The organism is Ketobacter sp., from assembly GCF_003671495.1.
Classification (GTDB): Bacteria; Pseudomonadota; Gammaproteobacteria; order Pseudomonadales; family Ketobacteraceae; genus Ketobacter.
Map to the genome: position 1 here is coordinate 169592 of NZ_RCHN01000007.1, position 16684 is coordinate 186275.

17 protein-coding genes and 1 pseudogene are annotated in these 16684 nt (G+C 51.5%); 15 read left to right on the top strand and 3 right to left on the bottom strand.

Annotated features, from left to right (window positions below; genetic code table 11):
- Nucleotides 1-16 precede the first annotated feature (16 nt).
- The 13 genes from gmd to D9N14_RS03395 all read left to right on the top strand — a co-directional run bounded on the left by gmd (nt 17) and on the right by D9N14_RS03395 (nt 13994).
- Complete coding sequence (gene gmd / locus D9N14_RS03335) at nt 17-1051, top strand: GDP-mannose 4,6-dehydratase (RefSeq protein WP_290576889.1); 1035 nt, start codon at nt 17-19, stop codon at nt 1049-1051.
- Complete coding sequence (locus tag D9N14_RS03340; protein ID WP_290576891.1) at nt 1035-1913, top strand: GDP-mannose 4,6-dehydratase; 879 nt, start codon at nt 1035-1037, stop codon at nt 1911-1913. The genes gmd and D9N14_RS03340 overlap by 17 nt, the downstream gene beginning before the upstream one ends.
- Before the next feature lie 16 nt (nt 1914-1929).
- Nucleotides 1930-2829: a hypothetical protein gene (locus D9N14_RS03345; RefSeq protein ID WP_290576896.1), complete on the top strand. Its 900-nt coding sequence runs from the start codon at nt 1930-1932 to the stop codon at nt 2827-2829.
- Between the two features lie 131 nt (nt 2830-2960).
- The gene (gene waaA, locus D9N14_RS03350) at nt 2961-4247 is read left to right on the top strand and encodes a lipid IV(A) 3-deoxy-D-manno-octulosonic acid transferase (protein WP_290576898.1); all 1287 of its coding nucleotides are present in this window, start codon (nt 2961-2963) and stop codon (nt 4245-4247) included.
- A 149-nt stretch (nt 4248-4396) separates the two neighbouring features.
- Nucleotides 4397-6283, top strand: coding sequence for a phosphomethylpyrimidine synthase ThiC (gene thiC, locus D9N14_RS03355; RefSeq protein ID WP_290576900.1), 1887 nt, complete (start codon nt 4397-4399; stop codon nt 6281-6283).
- 105 nt (nt 6284-6388) lie between these two features.
- Nucleotides 6389-7012: an NUDIX domain-containing protein gene (locus D9N14_RS03360; RefSeq protein WP_290576902.1), complete on the top strand. Its 624-nt coding sequence runs from the start codon at nt 6389-6391 to the stop codon at nt 7010-7012.
- A 7-nt stretch (nt 7013-7019) separates the two neighbouring features.
- Nucleotides 7020-7460 carry a DUF1249 domain-containing protein gene (locus D9N14_RS03365; protein WP_290576904.1) on the top strand — a complete coding sequence of 147 codons (441 nt, stop codon included), beginning with the start codon at nt 7020-7022 and terminating at the stop codon, nt 7458-7460.
- A 183-nt stretch (nt 7461-7643) separates the two neighbouring features.
- Nucleotides 7644-8450 (top strand): 3',5'-cyclic-AMP phosphodiesterase, encoded by an 807-nt coding sequence (cpdA, locus tag D9N14_RS03370; RefSeq protein ID WP_290576906.1) that lies wholly within the window; start codon nt 7644-7646, stop codon nt 8448-8450.
- A gap of 10 nt (nt 8451-8460) precedes the next feature.
- Entirely contained in the window at nt 8461-9048 is a 588-nt protein-coding gene (locus D9N14_RS03375; protein ID WP_290576908.1) for a YqiA/YcfP family alpha/beta fold hydrolase, read from the top strand.
- 9 nt (nt 9049-9057) lie between these two features.
- On the top strand, nt 9058-10947 hold the full coding sequence (gene parE / locus D9N14_RS03380) for a DNA topoisomerase IV subunit B (protein WP_290576910.1): 1890 nt from the start codon (nt 9058-9060) through the stop codon (nt 10945-10947).
- An 818-nt stretch (nt 10948-11765) separates the two neighbouring features.
- On the top strand, nt 11766-12557 hold the full coding sequence (locus D9N14_RS03385) for a hypothetical protein (protein ID WP_290576912.1): 792 nt from the start codon (nt 11766-11768) through the stop codon (nt 12555-12557).
- On the top strand, nt 12547-13251 hold the full coding sequence (locus tag D9N14_RS03390) for a hypothetical protein (protein WP_290576914.1): 705 nt from the start codon (nt 12547-12549) through the stop codon (nt 13249-13251). Before D9N14_RS03385 ends, D9N14_RS03390 begins: the two co-directional genes overlap by 11 nt.
- A gap of 329 nt (nt 13252-13580) precedes the next feature.
- On the top strand, nt 13581-13994 hold the full coding sequence (locus tag D9N14_RS03395; RefSeq protein WP_290576916.1) for a hypothetical protein: 414 nt from the start codon (nt 13581-13583) through the stop codon (nt 13992-13994).
- A gap of 12 nt (nt 13995-14006) precedes the next feature.
- On the opposite strand, the gene D9N14_RS03400 is transcribed toward D9N14_RS03395, so the two are convergent.
- The 3 genes from D9N14_RS03400 to D9N14_RS03410 are packed head-to-tail and all read right to left on the bottom strand — an operon-like array spanning nt 14007 to nt 15831.
- Entirely contained in the window at nt 14007-14912 is a 906-nt protein-coding gene (locus D9N14_RS03400; protein ID WP_290576918.1) for a hypothetical protein, read from the bottom strand.
- An 8-nt stretch (nt 14913-14920) separates the two neighbouring features.
- Complete coding sequence (locus D9N14_RS03405; RefSeq protein ID WP_290576920.1) at nt 14921-15454, bottom strand: hypothetical protein; 534 nt, start codon at nt 15452-15454, stop codon at nt 14921-14923.
- Nucleotides 15451-15831, bottom strand: a complete 381-nt coding sequence (locus tag D9N14_RS03410; protein WP_050983747.1) for a helix-turn-helix domain-containing protein — start codon at nt 15829-15831, stop codon at nt 15451-15453. The genes D9N14_RS03405 and D9N14_RS03410 overlap by 4 nt, the downstream gene beginning before the upstream one ends.
- Nucleotides 15832-15934: 103 nt before the next feature.
- Here D9N14_RS03410 and D9N14_RS03415 point away from each other — a divergent pair, with 103 nt between their 5' ends.
- Both D9N14_RS03415 and D9N14_RS03420 read left to right on the top strand, forming a co-directional pair.
- Nucleotides 15935-16165, top strand: a complete 231-nt coding sequence (locus tag D9N14_RS03415; RefSeq protein ID WP_041485979.1) for a DNA-binding protein — start codon at nt 15935-15937, stop codon at nt 16163-16165.
- Nucleotides 16166-16418: 253 nt separating this feature from the next.
- A pseudogene (locus tag D9N14_RS03420) lies at nt 16419-16684 on the top strand (hypothetical protein); the annotation flags it as partial.

Genomic DNA, 16684 nt, shown 5'->3' on the forward strand with positions numbered 1-16684 from the left:
GAGGCGTGGAGATCTGATGAAGAAGGCGATTATTACTGGTGTGACTGGGCAGGATGGAGCATATTTAGCCAAGTTGCTACTGGAAAGTGGCTATAAAGTATATGGGACGTATCGTAGAGTCGCGTCTGTTAATTTTTGGCGGCTTAGAGAGTTAGGTGTTCTTGGCCATCCGATGCTTGATCTAGTTGAGTTTGATTTGTTGGATGCGACGACCTGTATTCGGCTGGTTGCTGAAGTCAAGCCAGATGAAATTTATAACCTTGCGGCGCAAAGCTTTGTGGCGGTTTCATTTGATCAACCAGTGCTCACATCCGAAGTTACTGGGATTGGGGCTTTAAATCTACTTGAAGCTATACGAATTGTTGATAGGGGTATAAAGTTTTATCAGGCTTCAACTTCAGAGATGTTTGGCTTGGTTCAGGAGGTCCCCCAATCGGAGAGCACTCCGTTTTACCCGAGAAGCCCTTATGGGGTTGCAAAACTGTATGCACACTGGATGACTGTTAACTACAGGGAATCTTACAGTTTGTTCGCGTCAAGCGGGATACTGTTTAACCATGAATCTCCTTTGAGAGGGCTGGAGTTTGTTACGCGCAAGATTACTGACTCTGTGGCAAAAATAAAACTTGGCCAGTTGGAATGTTTGGAATTGGGCAACATGGATGCCAGAAGGGATTGGGGGTTTGCGGGTGACTACGTAGAGGGTATGTACCGAATTTTACAGCAGCCAACCCCTGAAACATATGTTCTTGCAACAGGTCGAACTGAGTCTGTAAGGGACTTTGTCCGGTTAGCTTTCTCAAGTGTAGATATACATTTGGATTTCGAAGGGGAAGGAGAAAATGAGGTGGCGCGTGACCGTGAAAGTGGGAGGGTTTTAGTGCGTGTCAATCCCAAGTTCTTTCGCCCTGCCGAGGTTGAGCTGCTTATTGGATGTCCCGAGAAAGCTAAGAGGGAGCTTAAATGGGAGGCGAAGGTGTCGCTCGAAGATATGTGTGCAATGATGGTTGAAGCTGATCTGAGTAGGAATCGTAATGGCATCTCCTTCTAAGGTGTTGGTAACCGGCGATCAGGGCTTCACTGGGCTTTGGTTGGTCGAGAAGTTGAAAGCCTTTGGCTACCTTGTTCGGGGGTTGAAGTGTGACTTGGCTGATGCATCTGCGGTAAATAAGGAGGTGGCCGAAATTGCTCCAGACTTCGTTGTGCATTTGGCTGCAATTTCTGACACTGCGCATCTCGACGCAGTTCGAATATATGAAGTCAATGTTATTGGGACGCTGAATCTACTTGAAGCCCTCAAAAACTGTGAGAAGCCTGCTAGGAGAATTGTGGTCGCCAGCAGTGCTTCGGTCTATGGAAATAAGTATTCTGGGAAATTGAACGAAAATCTTTGCCCTAGTCCAGTTAGTCATTATGGTTGTAGCAAGCTTTCGATGGAGCATATGATCGAACCATTTAGGCGAGATTTTGACATCGTGCTGACGAGGCCATTCAATTATACAGGTGTAGGTCATGATGGTAGGTTTCTGGTTCCAAAGATAGTGGATGCTTATGTGAAAAGGAAAAGGGTCATAAGACTTGGCAATTTGAATGTTGCTAGGGAGTTTAACGATGTCCGTGATGTTTGCACCATTTATGTTCGCATATTAGAGGCTAGTAGCAGCGTTCATACGGCCAATATTTGCTCCGGTCGAGCGATTTATATCAGCAGACTGATTGACATAATGAATGAGCTGGCGGGCTACAAAATTCAGGTCGAGTCCGATTCAAAGTTAGTGCGGCCAAATGAAATAGATATTCTTTGTGGGGACCCTTCTTTGCTTGAATCATCAGTGGTGGCGGAGTGGGAGTACAGTGTGGAAGACACATTATACTGGATGTATCGAGCTGGGGTTGATGGTGCGGTTGTTTAAACGTAAGAAAGAGAAAATGTCAATCCTTAAGAAAAGAGTGGCAGCCTTGGAAGGCCAATTGAAGCTTGGGCTTGAAGCTCAAAAGCTGGCTATAGGAAAACTCCTGACTGATAAGGTAGTTCGGCTTGAAAAGATTAGGTCCTTTGAGGATGTGGAATTTCAGATTTTTTCCCAGTTTGGTGATGACGGCATTATCCAGTGGTTGATTAGTAAGCTGGATTTGACCCAAAAAAATTTCGTGGAGTTTGGGGTCGAGGATTATAGAGAATCGAACACTAGATTCTTGCTTATGAATAACAATTGGGTCGGTTATATTATTGATGGTTCAGATGATAATATTAACCTAATTAGAGAGTCTGAGTACTACTGGAAATACGAACTTCATACGCGAGCTGCGTTTGTGACAAGAGAAAACATTAATACTCTGATGTCGGACTTTGGGTTGGCTGGGGACATCGGGTTGCTACATATCGATATAGATGGAAATGATTATTGGGTGTGGAAATCTTTAGAGGTGGTATCACCGGAAATTCTAATACTCGAGTACAATAGTGTTTTCGGGGCTGAGAGGGCGGTTACAATTCCCTACAACGCAGATTTTCAGCGGACTGATAGCCATTACAGTAATCTATACTTCGGTGCATCATTGAAAGCGCTATGTGAGTTATCTAACAACAAGGGTTATGCTTTTGTCGGCTGCAACTCTGCAGGAAATAACGCCTACTTTGTCAGAAAAGATAAATTAATCCCAGGTATTAGGGAACTGCTACCTCAAGAAGGGTATGTGCAGTCAAGGTTTAGGGAAAGCCGGGACGAGGAGTTTAATCTAACCTATATTACCGGTGATGAAAGGCTGGATATGTTGAGAGGAATGGATGTGGTCGATACCAACACGGGAGAGCTCGTAAAGTTGTAGCTTGAGGACTTTAAAGCTTCATATGTTTTATGCGTTGGCATTTCGAGGGTATATAGAACAGCTGCAATCTCTGTACTATATTGTCTACGACACTCAACTTTCTGTTGCCGTCTAATGATTGGAATACGCTTTTGCTAACCCGCTGGCTCTACACCCTCGCGTTCTACCTCGCCATTCCGCTCCTGCTGCTGCGCCTGCAGCGGCGGGTCAGGAAGAATCCGGCCTATCGCCATCGTATCCGTGAGCGCTTTGGGCTGTATCCGCCCGGCAAACCCCTGCAAGGTTCCCTCTGGTTCCATACCGTCTCGGTAGGGGAGTTTCTGGCCGCCAAACCGTTGATCGACCGCATTCTGGCTACGTATCCTGACACCCCCTGTGTGATTACCACCATGACCCCCACCGGGTCTGAGCGCGTTCTGCAAGCGTATCCGCAACCGCTGGCGACGGGGCGGGTGCACCATGTCTATCTGCCCTACGATCTGCCGGATGCGCTCACCCGGTTTCTGCAGCGCTTCAATCCCAAGCTGCTGGTCATCATGGAGACCGAGCTGTGGCCCAACATGATTCACTATACCCGGCAGCGGGGGGTGCCCATTATTGTGGCCAATGCCCGCCTGTCAGAGAAGTCCGCCAACGGCTATCGCAAGGTGTTGCCGCTGTTTCGCCCCATGATGCGGGAGGTGTCCCTGATTGCAGCGCAGTCCGATGCGGATGGTGAGCGTTTTGTGGAAATGGGGCTGCCGCCCGGCAACCTGCAGGTGACCGGTACTGTCAAGTTCGACCTGGACATCAAGCCCGACACCGTCACCGAGGCGCGGGCGCTGAGGGCGCAGTGGGGTGGCCAGCGCAAGGTCTTCATTGCCGCCAGCACTCATGAGGGGGAGGACGAACAGGTGCTGGACGCGTTTTTTTATCTGCGCAGCAAGGTGCCGGATGCCCTGCTGGTCATTGTGCCCCGTCATCCGGAGCGCTTCGAGGATGTGGCCAATCTGGTGGTGGCCCGTGGTTTGAGTCTGAGCCGCATCAGCAAGCAGGAGCCGGTGCAGGCGGATACCGATGTCATTCTGGGGGATACCATGGGGCAGCTGCTGACGCTGCTGGGGGCTTCGGATGTGGCGTTTATCGGTGGCAGCCTGGTGCCGGTGGGTGGGCATAACATGCTCGAGGCCCTGGCCATGGGGGTGCCGGCGTTGACCGGGCCCCATGTGTTCAATTTCCAGGTGGTGGCACAGATGCTCTCCGAGCTGGAGGTGTTGAAAACCGTCACCACGCCCTTGGGGTTGGGGCAGGCGGTGGAGGCTCTGTTTCAGGATGAGGAAACCCGTTACGCCTTATCCAAGCGGGGTAAATACGTTGTTGAGGAAAATCGCGGGGCCATGGATCGTCTGTTTGGCCTCATCTGTCAGCAGATTTCCTAGCCCCTGAGTCCTTACGCGGTTGCTGCCGTCTGGCGCACTGGTTATAGTTGCCTTTCCGGTTTACGGGTGTAACACCCGATCATTTCATATGGAGAATACCCCGACCAATCCGGGGCTTTTTATCTCCATTCATAACGACAGAGATTACCATGAGCGCGTATTCAGACGATTTTCTCAGCCAGAAAGCCAAGGTCGATGAGGCTTCCATTCAGCCGTTTCCCAATTCCCGTAAAGTCTATGTCCAGGGCAGTCAGTCCGATGTGCGGGTCCCAATGCGCGAGATTTCCCTGAGCGATACGCCCACCGATTTTGGCGGTGAGAAGAACCCGCCGGTGTATGTGTACGATACCTCCGGCCCCTACACCGACCCCGAGGCCGTGATCGACGTGCGCCAGGGCTTGGCCCCCATTCGCCAGGGTTGGTTGCAGCGCCGTGGTGACGTGGCGGAGCTGGATGAACTGACGTCCGCCTACGGTCAGCGCCGCAAGAACGATCCCATGTTGGCCAATCTGCGCTTTGATCATATCCGCAAACCCATGCGCGCCAAGCCCGGAGCCAACGTCAGCCAGATGCACTACGCCCGCCAGGGCATCATCACCGATGAGATGGAGTTCGTGGCCATTCGGGAGAACATGAAGCTGCAGGATGCCCGCGCCAACGGGGTTCTGCATCAGCAGCACCCGGGCCAGCCCTTCGGTGCCAAGATCCCCGATGAGATCACCCCCGAATTTGTGCGTCAGGAAGTGGCCCGTGGCCGTGCCGTTATCCCCGCCAACATCAATCACCTGGAGCTAGAGCCCGCAATCCTGGGGCGTAACTTCCTGGTGAAAGTGAACGCCAACATCGGCAACTCGGCGCTGTCTTCCTCCATCGAGGAAGAGGTAGCGAAGATGACCTGGGCCACCCGCTGGGGTGCGGATACGGTGATGGATCTGTCCACCGGCAAGAACATCCACGAAACCCGGGAATGGATTGTGCGCAATTCACCGGTGCCCATCGGTACGGTGCCTATCTACCAGGCACTGGAGAAAGTGGACGGCGTACCCGAAGAGCTGACCTGGGATATTTTCCGCGATACCCTGATTGAGCAGGCGGAACAGGGGGTGGATTACTTCACCATTCACGCCGGTGTGCTGCTGCGTTACGTGCCGCTCACTGCCAACCGCCTGACCGGCATCGTGTCCCGGGGTGGATCGATTCTGGCCAAGTGGTGTCTGGCGCACCACAAAGAGAACTTCCTCTACACCCATTTCGATGAAATCTGCGAGATCATGACCGCCTACGACGTGACCTTCTCCCTGGGGGATGGCTTGCGCCCGGGCTCCATACAGGATGCCAACGACGAAGCCCAGTTTGGCGAGCTGCGCACCCTGGGTGAGCTGACCCATAAAGCCTGGGAGCATGGCGCCCAGGTGATGATCGAAGGCCCCGGCCATGTGCCCATGCACATGATCAAGGAAAACATGGAAGAGCAGCTCAAACATTGCAGCGAAGCGCCGTTCTATACCCTGGGCCCCCTGACCACGGACATCGCCCCGGGCTATGACCACATCACCTCCGGCATCGGTGCGGCCATGATCGGTTGGTACGGCACCGCCATGCTGTGCTACGTCACTCCCAAGGAGCACCTGGGTCTGCCCAACAAGGCGGATGTGAAGGAAGGCCTGATCACCTACAAGATTGCTGCCCACGCGGCGGACCTGGCCAAAGGCCACCCGGGTGCCCAGATCCGTGACAACGCCATGTCCAAGGCGCGGTTTGAGTTCCGCTGGGCCGACCAGTTTGCCCTGGCGCTGGACCCGGACACCGCCAAGGCCTACCACGATGAGACCCTGCCCAAGGAAGCCCACAAGGTGGCCCACTTCTGCTCCATGTGTGGCCCCAAGTTCTGCTCCATGAAAATCACCCAGGATGTACGCGAATTTGCCGCCAGCCAGGAGGCGAATACGGCAGAAGCCCGCGAGGCGGAGCAGGGCATGCTCGAGAAATCCCGCGAGTTCAAAGCGCAAGGTGCTGAAATCTATAAGAAAATATGATGTCAACCCGAAAGGCACAAAAATAGTGCCGGGGTTGGCGTTGTCGCAGGCCGCTATACTGGCTAGCCTTATAGAGGTGCTAAAAAACAGGCAGAAGGTGATTTCATGGATCGAAAGGAAGGTCCCTGCTTTGGTCATGAAGACGTGGAAGTGGTGGAGAAAAAGCTGGTCTACGACGGCTTTTTCAAGATGCAACGCTACCAACTGCGTCATCGGCTGATTGAAGGGGGCTGGTGCAAGCTGCTGACCCGGGAATGCTTTGACCGGGGCCCGTCCGTCGGGGTGTTGTTGTATGACCCCTACAAGGACTGTGTGGTGTTGCTGGAGCAGTTCCGCATCGGCGCCTTGGAAGGCAACGAGGGGCCCTGGCAGCTGGAGTTGGTGGCCGGTATTCTGGAACCGGGTGAAACCCCGGAGGATGTGGTCCACCGGGAAGCCGTCGAGGAATCCGGCAGTGATGTGCTGGCGTTGGAGTATATTTACGAATATTACCCCAGCCCCGGCGGCTCCAATGAAAAGCTCTTCCTCTATTGCGGGGGCATCGATTCCACTGGTGTGGGCGGGGTGCACGGCTTGGCGGAAGAAGGGGAAGACATTTGGGTGCAGGTGTTTTCCCGGGAAGAGGCCTGGCATATCCTGCAGGAGAACTACATCAACAATGCATCCACCATTATCGCCCTGCAGTGGCTGCAGATGAATTACCAGCGTTTACAGGAAAAGTGGCAGTAGCGGTTGCATGAACCCCAAAAAAAACTACACACCTAATCTCAGCCAGCTGATGAGTAATTGCGAGATCAATTACCATCGCATCATGCGTCTGTTGCCGGAGCTGGAGGAGCGGGAGGAGTGGTGTTTTGGGGTGGATGCCAACAGCGAAGAGCTGAAGCAGGTCAGTATTCATATTGTCGAGCGCAGCAAATACACCACCACCGTGGCGCTGGCCCAGGAGTCCATGCTGGACGATTGGGTGCCCAAACCCATGCTGACGGTGCGGCTATATCATGATGCGCAAATGGCTGAGGTCCTCTCATTTCAGCGCAACCGCTATATTCGTCAAAACTACGCCTATCCCAACGAGAAAATGTTCCAGCCCGACGAAAAAGCCCAGCTCAATGCCTTTCTGGGTGAATGGCTTGAATTCTGTCTCAGGTCCGGCCGAGCGCTGGTCAAAGTATAAGTGTGAAGGGGCGCACAGACTCAAAAAATGTGAAAATTCACAGGGAGTTGGAGTCGATTTTGTTGCGATGGAACCTGCCGCACCAGTGAAAACCCGTTATACTGATCAGAATGCCGCCTTTATATGGCCGGAGCGGCATCCGTGGTTTATAACTACCTAATGACAAATAGAATGGATTGACCTTTGGTTAGCACTACTACCCAACCATCAATTCGCATCATTCAGCTCTCGGATTGCCATCTGTTCAAAAGTACAGAGGGTAAGTTGTTGGGTCTCAACACCGAGCAGAGCCTGTCTTTGGTGATGGACCTGATCAAGGAAGAGCAGCCCGCCATCGACTTGGTGCTGGCCACCGGTGACCTCTCCCAGGACGGCAGCAGCGAGTCTTACGCTCGATTCCATCAGTGGATGGCATCGTTTACCAGTCCGGTTTATTGGCTGCCCGGCAACCACGACCTCACTGACATCATGGCCAACCATCAGGCGGCCAAGCGCATGAGCCCCTGTGTCATCGACGTGGGTGGCTGGCAGGTCATCATGCTGGATTCCACCATTCGCGGCAAAGTGCCCGGCAACTTCGCCGATTCTGAATTGCGCTTTCTGGAAAAATCCCTGCAGGCCTCCCAGGGTAAGCATGTGTTGATCGCCCTGCATCACCAGCCGGTGCCTGTGGGCAGTGCCTGGCTGGATCAGCAGATCGTGGGCAATGCCGCGGAGTTCTTCAAAGTGGTGGACCAGTTCAGTAATGTGCGTTCCATCATCTGGGGCCATGTACATCAGGTGTTCGAGACCGAACGCAAGGGCGTGAAGCTGATGTCAGTGCCGTCCACCTGTGTGCAGTTCCTGCCCAAGAGCCAGGATTTTGCCGTGGACAAGGAAAGCCCGGGCTATCGCTGGATCGACCTCAATGCCGATGGCTCCCTCGACAGCGGTGTCTCCCGCGTTACCGGTGTGGATTTTGTGGTGGATTACAGCGTCAAAGGCTATTAACCTGAGCCCCATGCCCACACCCTTTCATCTGTTCTACATTCACGGTTTCAACAGTTCCCCCCAATCGGCCAAGGCCCGTATTCTGGGCGAGGCCGTGGCGTCCATGCCCGGGGTGCAACTCCATGTGCCGGGCCTGCCCTATGATCCGCAGCGTTCCATCGACATCCTCAAGTCAGCGGTGGAAGCCTGTTTACCGCAGCCGGTGGGCCTGGTGGGCAGTTCCATGGGCGGCTTTTACGGCACCTGGCTGGCGGAGCATTACGACCTGCCACTGGTGCTGGTAAACCCGGCCATCCGCCCCTATGAACTGCTGAAGGATTATCTGGGCATCAACGAGAACCTGTATACTGGTGAGCGTTACGAATTTACGGAACAGCACATTGACGTTTTGCGGCAATTGGACGTGCCGGTGATCACCCGGCCGCAACGTTACTTTCTGTTGACGCAAACCGCAGACGAAGTGCTGGACTACCGGCAGGGCGTAGAGAAATTTGCCGCCAGCCAACAGACGGTGGAGCCCGGTGGCTCCCATGGCTTTGATCATTTTGAGCGGCACCTGCCCGCCATTTTTTCCTTTTTCAACATCACATCGGAATAACCGAATTTTATGGCAGAGAACAACTATACCTCCGAATCCATAGAAGTCCTCAGTGGGTTGGACCCGGTGCGCAAACGCCCCGGCATGTACACCGATACCACCCGCCCCAACCATTTGGCCCAGGAAGTCATCGACAACAGCGTGGACGAAGCGCTGGCGGGGCATGCCAGCAAAATCGAAGTGACCCTGTACAAAGACGGCTCCCTGGAAGTGGTGGACGACGGTCGCGGTATGCCGGTGGACATCCATCCGGAGAAAGGCATTCCCGGGGTGGAAGTGATTCTGTGTACCCTGCATGCCGGTGGCAAGTTTTCCAACAAAAACTACCAGTTCTCCGGCGGCTTGCACGGGGTGGGGGTGTCGGTGGTGAACGCGCTGTCCACCATGCTGGAGGTGACCATCCGCCGTGATGGCAATGTCTATCGCATGGGTTTCAAGGACGGTGACAAAGCCTCCGATCTGGAAATCATCGACACCTGCGGCAAGCGCAACACCGGCACGTCCCTGCGTTTTCTGCCGGACCCGAAGTACTTTGATTCGCCGAAGTATTCCGTCTCCCGCCTGGCGCATCTGTTGCGGGCCAAAGCCGTACTGTGCCCCGGCCTGCACGTAAAGTTCACCGATGAAAACAGCGGTGAAACCCAGGAGTGGCATTATCAGGATGGCCTGAAGGATTATTTGCTGACGGCCAACCGGGGCTGGGCCCTGTTGCCGGAAGAGCCCTTTGTGGGCGTGATGAGCGCCGACACCGAAGCGGTGGACTGGGCGGTGCAGTGGCTGCCGGAAGGGGGTGAGCTGATCACCGAAAGCTACGTTAACCTGATCCCCACTGCCCAGGGTGGCACCCATGTGAACGGTTTGCGTACTGGCTTGCTGGAAGCCATGCGCGAATATTGCGAAAACCGCAACCTGTTGCCGCGGGGCGTGAAGCTGGCTGCCGACGACGTGTGGGACAAGTGCACCTATGTGCTATCGGTGAAAATGCAGGACCCGCAATTCGCCGGGCAAACCAAAGAGAAACTGTCCTCCCGCCAGACCGCGGCCTTTGTCTCTGGCGTGGTGAAAGACGCCTTCAGTTTATGGCTGCATCAGCACACGGCCGAAGGCGATGCCCTGGCGGACCTGGCCATCAGCAATGCGCAAAAACGCATGCGCGCCAGCAAAAAAGTGGTGCGTAAAAAAGTCACCGCCGGCCCGGCCTTGCCCGGCAAACTGGCGGACTGCTCCGGCCAGGATTCCGAACGCGCCGAACTGTTCCTGGTGGAAGGTGACTCCGCCGGTGGTTCCGCCAAGCAGGCCCGGGATCGTGAATTCCAGGCCGTGATGCCCCTGCGTGGAAAAATTCTGAATACCTGGGAAGTGGATTCGGCCGAGATACTGGCATCGCAGGAGGTGCACGACATTTCCGTGGCCATTGGGCTGGAGCCCGGCTCCGACGATCTGAGCAACCTGCGTTACAACAAAGTGTGCATCCTCGCCGATGCGGACTCCGACGGTTTGCACATCGCCACGTTGTTGTGTGCGCTGTTCGTGCGCCATTTCCGCCCGCTGGTGCTGGCCGGCCATGTCTATGTGGCCATGCCGCCCCTGTATCGCATCGACGTGGCGAAGGACGTGTATTACGCCTTGGATGAAGATGAAAAGCAGGGCATTCTGGATCGCATCAAAGCCGAGAAAAAGCGCGGCAACATTCAGGTCACCCGCTTTAAAGGCTTGGGCGAAATGAACCCCATGCAATTGCGGGAAACCACCATGACCCCGGACACCCGCCGTTTGGTGCAGTTGGTGGTGGAGCCGGGTGACGACACCAACGAGGCTATGGATCTGTTGCTGGCGAAGAAGCGGGCGGGGGATCGTAAGGAATGGTTGGAGACGAAAGGGAATCTGGCGGTGGTGTGAGGGCCTGTAAATTAGTACATAAAGTTGAACAGTTCGACATAAGCTTGAACAAATAAGCACATAAGTTTGAACAAAAGCCCCGCCAAACTCGATTTGCCGGGGTTTTTTGGGGATGCAAGAGACTTAGAAGTCGTGTGCTCGGACGAGGTTAAACCATCGACATGCCGATTAAGAGGGCCCTGTATATTGTTTCTCAGCCAATATTTATCCCTCTCTTATCTGGCTGCTAGCTCCCTGGAGCCGTTCGCGATCCTTGAATAAGGAAACAGCTGGCCAAAGACGTTCGCTGCCGTGATTTAGTGGAGCTGCTGCTAGGCAAGGTCGCACCCAAGGCCCCCTGCGAATCCAGCCGCCTGAGAGCACACTTGTCTATACGGTTTAAATGGCTTTTAGAGCGCGAAGTGATAAAATCCGCCACCCCGTCGGGACATCGCCGTCATAAGTGATTGTCTCGCTGCCGGGTACTGGATCAGGAAGAGATGGCTGCATTGTGGTAGGTTTCTGGTCGAATGGATGAGGCTTGCCGGTATGTAAGTGCCAACTATCACGCATCCCCGTCCTAAATTTGGCGACTACATGACCTCGGTAGGCCTAGCGAGGTCATGTAGTCGCAGAGGTCATCAAGCAGGTGATAAGACATGCAGCCAATGCCAATTATGTTACTGAGGCCCACTATAACTACGATTCTGAGGCTTTGGGCGCAGTAAATGCATGGTCAAAACATATAATTGGACTTTTGTAGTGCTAGGCTCATATATAGAAGCTAGGCGCTGGCGGTTTGACTTGAAATTGCGATCGGATGTTACAACCTTATAACTATGGCTGCGGATATAAACAAGATTGATTTGGTTATCCAGTATGCCCTGCTAGTGGCCGGGGAGGAGGATGATTTTTTTAATCAACAACTCGGCCCAATTCATTTGATTAAATATGTCTACTTGGCTGACATGTTTTACGCCAGAAGAAATCAGGGCGAAACGTTCACTGGCGTAGATTGGACATTCTACAACTTTGGTCCTTGGTCGCAAACCGTACATTCACGTGTCGAACCTGCGCTAGTCGCGATAATGGCAAATAAGCAATCGTTTGAGAGCGATTATGGTGATGAAGACTGGCATCGCTGGAATTTGCGTAATGAGCGCTTATTGGCCGATAAGAAAGGCTCTCTTCCTGCTGCTATAACCCTGCGCCTTGATCGAGATATTCATAAGTATTTAAAAGATACCCCCTCGTTATTGGATTATGTCTATAAGACACCACCAATGATTCATGCTGCACCAAATGAGCATTTAGATTTCTCATTGGCATGTGAACAAATGGATGGGGAATCAGATTCTCCGAAGTTGAGAATCGAGTCGCTCTCGAATAAAAAGCAAAAAAAGTTCAAAGAGAAAATGTCTACGCTGCGAGAAGAATTCCAAAAACGCAAAGCAAATAAACCTAAGCTTGTTTCTCCGGTTGAAGAACCTCGCCATGATGACGTTTTTATTGAAGGCGTCAAATGGCTTGAAAGTTTGGCTGGCGATGATTTCTCAAGTAAGAAGTTGACAGTTAAATTTTCTCCTGATGTTTGGAAATCAAAAACAAGGAAAGGCGAAGATGTTTCCTGACGATTCTCTCCAATCTATTATTCAACCTGATCCTTGGTGGGAAAAAAATGAAAGCGGAAAAATTTGTCGGGGGGCGATTGTTTTTGCGTTCATACCACACGTAGATCAAATTCCGTATACATTCGAACCTGTTGGGCGGAAAGTGGCTACCGAGCATGAAGCTGCAGAAGTTTTGGTTACCCCTCTTAAAGTAAATCAGCCATTGAAGCAAACGAACCTACCAGTCGCGGCAATGACTCTTCATGATAAAGAGGTGTGGGCGGCTTATAGGGCGAAAAAAAGACCATGTTTGGTTTTCGGTACAGAAAAGTCTTTGGTCGATAAGGCTTTAACACAAGGAAAGCCTAACCATGCCACTGCTCCCACATTTTTGGTTGCTCCTTACTATGGAGTTGATCAAAACGGCAAGCGAGCTGGTTATAGCGAGGCATTTACCGAACGAGTACGGCACTGCGAGTACCCCCAGTTTCATTGGGATAAGCTGCCTATAAATGGTGCGAACGAATCTATTCTTCGACTAGACCATTTACAGCCAGTAGGAGCTCACCATGATGCATATAAAGTTTCAGATTACATGCTGTCAGAGAGCGCTATGGACATGTTAGACGATCTCCTTCATTGGTTGGTTTGGGGAGGAGTTCCTGAGGGCAGCATGATTCTGGAATACAGAGCATTAATTGAAGAATGTTTTTAACTAGGAATAACTCGTTATAGGATGGTCGGTCCTTTCGTGTCATGGTTGAATATAGAATTCAAATGTATGTCGTAAAGGGATGTTGAACTTGGGAAGGTAAAGAACTTTTTCAAACTTTTACGAAGAACTTGCACTTGTGATGATGCTCCGCGGAACTGTCTGATAAAAAGCGGCATCAAATTTAGCCACCACATAATAAATTAGTTTTCAGAAGAATACTTTTGGATACTTTGACATACTGCGGGTCATAACATCTTCAAGACTTTAGGTAGGATGTGCATATGCCTCGCCCTGAATTTGATTAACTCTATGTCAAACCTTGGTAATCCATGATCCCGATTTCGCTAGAGCGAATACTCGACCTATTGCGCGATGGCCTGTATTCCGGTTGTGTCGCGCTAGTTGTCGAAGCTGAAAACCGTCATCAAGTTATTGCGTTGTTAGAGAAGCTTGGAAATGAACGGTGTGACCGCGTGCAGATTATGACCTTGGATTCGGAGACAGCAATTGGCCTGCCCTTGGAGTCCATTGATAGCGACCTCTTGCTTATTGATGGCTTGAGCAAGATTGGCCCCCATAGCCAAGAGGCTTATGCACTGCGGACATTTCTTGATGTCAGAAGAAATACAGCGGGGAAAACGATCATAATCTTAGATCCTGACGGCTATAGAACCCATTTTTCTGACAGCAATGCGCCATTCTTCTTGTTTTGTGATTTTGTCTTCGAATCAGATCTTTCTTGAACGGCTGGCTATTTATCGATAGCGGTGCAGGCCTATTTCAGCAATGAAAGGTTCATCGTGTATGCTGGATTCGCGTTGAATACGGGGTTCGACATGCTCGCGCTGTGATGGCGGCTGTCGCCATTGCAGTCGTGGCAGGTTTTTCTGTGGCAAAACGACAACACCGGATAAGGGCGTCGATTTCGGTATTCGAACGCCATCTTCAAAATAGGCATAGTTTGCCCGGAGCTGCTCCTTCAGGGGAGTTACCTTTGCAAATTCATTGTCAGAGCATAGCGCCAGGGCTTCGAGGGCAGATTCTTTTTCCTCGTCGGTAAGATTTTTAGCCAGTTTTAGGGCGTCTGACCGTGTGACTTTGGTTATCCGCTTGTGTGAGCTTGACCAGGTCCAGCTAAATACGTCCATGTCTTTTGGTAAAACACGAATCATGCAGCGGCATGCTTGGAGATCGATCTGGTTGTAAATAATCTGTTCACGTGTCGCGAGATCAAACAAAGATCTTTGTGTCCCTTGCTTCAGTTCATTGCGGAGCAATGTTGATATAAACCGTCCTGGTGTGGAGCTATTCGACACACCATAAATGCGTTGGGCTTTTGTGGTTAAGTGAACGAAGGTGTTTTTTGCATTGTTGAAAACTTCGAATTTTCTGGCAAGTTGATCTGAAGTGCACAGGATGCCAGCCGTAAGGATTTTATCATCTCTGTTTGCCCTGAAAATTTGGGTCATGCTGTCGATTGCTGCCAGTCTGGCAACACTTGATCTATGTTCTTCTTCGGATGTGCCTATTGTGGGTACATAAACTGGATAGGAATCCATCTCTTCTAATGCAAGCTCTCGGATATCTTGTGCTACTAGAATGATGTCGGAGAGAGAAGAAAAAAGCCTTTCCACAAGTTCGGCTTGAAGTGATCGATCCACGAATGACTCTAGAGTTTATGAAAGTATTTTAAATAGGTATATGCAGGGGCTAGGTAGCGGCCGATCAGGTGGTATGTCGGAAATACAAGCACCGCAAACAGCGTCAATATGAATCCTAGCTTTGTTGCAAGTGGTACCGATAATAGTGCGACATCCAATCCAATTCTAATGGCGGCTGCGGTGGCTGTTAGTAACACTACGCAACCAAACAAAAAAAGAACGGTTTCAAGAACCGAGTGCCGGACAGCTTGACCATCCTTGTGTATGTACCGACCAACAAACAAACAGTGCACCAGGCTGTCATTGGGAAGCTTCTGGAAGAGTAAGTTCTGTTTTTCTCGCTGGGCGGCAGAAAGTATGGTTCCGTACAGTAGTGTTTCTTCATGTCTTTGAAATTCATTGAAGCAGGTTTTCGCTGCAAAATCATTGTAGTCGTTTTGCGAGGTGATCTGGTTAAGCGCCTTGAAAGAAGCATGAAGCTTGATCAGAGACCGGAGCCGACCAAAGAGTATTAATGATAAAAGGTGGCGGAACACGGTCATTTCTGTGCAGCTTGTTTGCTGGGAGATTGAATTTCGGTTAACAAATCCAAAAACCGACTGAGCCTGTGCTCCAAATCCAGGAGTCGGCCTTCTTTATCTCTACAATCCTGGTCTGCTTGGATGAAGGCTTCTCGAAGGTGTTGGATGTCACATTGATCATTTGCCAGCGTGGCGTTTGGCAGTAAGACATGCGGACGAAAACCCAGCTCAAATAGCTTATCCAGGTAGTCGGCATTGGGTGCCCGCTTGCCCTGTTCATACAAATACTGAGTACCAGGCTTAATTTCGCAGGCATCTGCTACATCGTTCACCTGTAGATTCAGGCGTTTACGCTCCGAACTGAGAGCTTGCCCGAAACGTTTCCTGTCCAAACCCATTAACGTAGGCTCCCATCTATCGGTTAGTACAAACATATTGAAAAGTGTTTGTAACTGTATAATATTGTCATAAATGTATCAATTGAGAGTTTAGTTGAATCCCATGAAATCACCCGAAGAGGTCAAGCAGGAGTTTGCCGAGCGCGGCCTCAGCATCAGTGGCTGGGCCAAAGAGAGAGGCTATTCGCAGGCATTGGTGTATCAGGTGCTGAACGGGAGCCGGAAAGCGTTGCGTGGCGAGAGCCACAAAATTGCCGTTGAGCTTGGGTTAAAGGAAGGAAAAACAGGCTGCTACGAGGATCTGAGCTTCTATAAAGCTGAGGTGATTCAATGACTTAGAAACAAAAAACCCGACAACAATTGCTTGCTATCGGGCTTTAGGTGTAGGCGATACCTACGGTGTGGTGCCTAGAAGTATCTCCCCTCCCTGCTGTCCCGTCAAGAGCAAGCCCCGAATACTGCCGCTAATCGACATCCGTCGAGGTTGGCTCGTGTCTGCGATCCAGCTTTGAGCCGAGAGTGGATTGCGTGGTTGCGCCCAAAATTCACGGATTCGGCATTATTGCTCAATGCCGGGAGGTACTCTTATGCGCCGAAAACCCGCTCGGAAGATCAAGGCTTCCGCTGTTAAAAACATCTTCAAGTTTCCGTCTACCAAGTCATTTGTTGAGCCCTGCCATCGGAGATATCAAATGGTGTTGGTGGAGTCGATGCTGGAGAAAGACTATTGCTTTCACTTGGAAGCGAATCCAAACGTCGTGGTGTACTTCCCTCAGCCCAAGACCTTCATGGTCAATAGCAAGTTGTTGAAGAATCGGGAGTACACGCCAGACTTTGAAGTCCATTTTCGCGG

Coding starts and splice junctions, on each gene's coding strand:
- D9N14_RS03340 (WP_290576891.1), top strand. CDS start 1,035: ATGGCATCTCCTTCTAAGGTGTTGGTAACCGGCGATCAGGGCTTCACT.
- parE (WP_290576910.1), top strand. CDS start 9,058: ATGGCAGAGAACAACTATACCTCCGAATCCATAGAAGTCCTCAGTGGG.
- D9N14_RS03395 (WP_290576916.1), top strand. CDS start 13,581: ATGATCCCGATTTCGCTAGAGCGAATACTCGACCTATTGCGCGATGGC.
- D9N14_RS03415 (WP_041485979.1), top strand. CDS start 15,935: ATGAAATCACCCGAAGAGGTCAAGCAGGAGTTTGCCGAGCGCGGCCTC.
- D9N14_RS03365 (WP_290576904.1), top strand. CDS start 7,020: ATGAACCCCAAAAAAAACTACACACCTAATCTCAGCCAGCTGATGAGT.
- D9N14_RS03390 (WP_290576914.1), top strand. CDS start 12,547: ATGTTTCCTGACGATTCTCTCCAATCTATTATTCAACCTGATCCTTGG.
- gmd (WP_290576889.1), top strand. CDS start 17: ATGAAGAAGGCGATTATTACTGGTGTGACTGGGCAGGATGGAGCATAT.
- D9N14_RS03405 (WP_290576920.1), bottom strand. CDS start 15,454: ATGACCGTGTTCCGCCACCTTTTATCATTAATACTCTTTGGTCGGCTC.
- D9N14_RS03375 (WP_290576908.1), top strand. CDS start 8,461: ATGCCCACACCCTTTCATCTGTTCTACATTCACGGTTTCAACAGTTCC.
- D9N14_RS03345 (WP_290576896.1), top strand. CDS start 1,930: ATGTCAATCCTTAAGAAAAGAGTGGCAGCCTTGGAAGGCCAATTGAAG.
- D9N14_RS03385 (WP_290576912.1), top strand. CDS start 11,766: ATGGCTGCGGATATAAACAAGATTGATTTGGTTATCCAGTATGCCCTG.
- thiC (WP_290576900.1), top strand. CDS start 4,397: ATGAGCGCGTATTCAGACGATTTTCTCAGCCAGAAAGCCAAGGTCGAT.
- D9N14_RS03410 (WP_050983747.1), bottom strand. CDS start 15,831: ATGGGTTTGGACAGGAAACGTTTCGGGCAAGCTCTCAGTTCGGAGCGT.
- D9N14_RS03360 (WP_290576902.1), top strand. CDS start 6,389: ATGGATCGAAAGGAAGGTCCCTGCTTTGGTCATGAAGACGTGGAAGTG.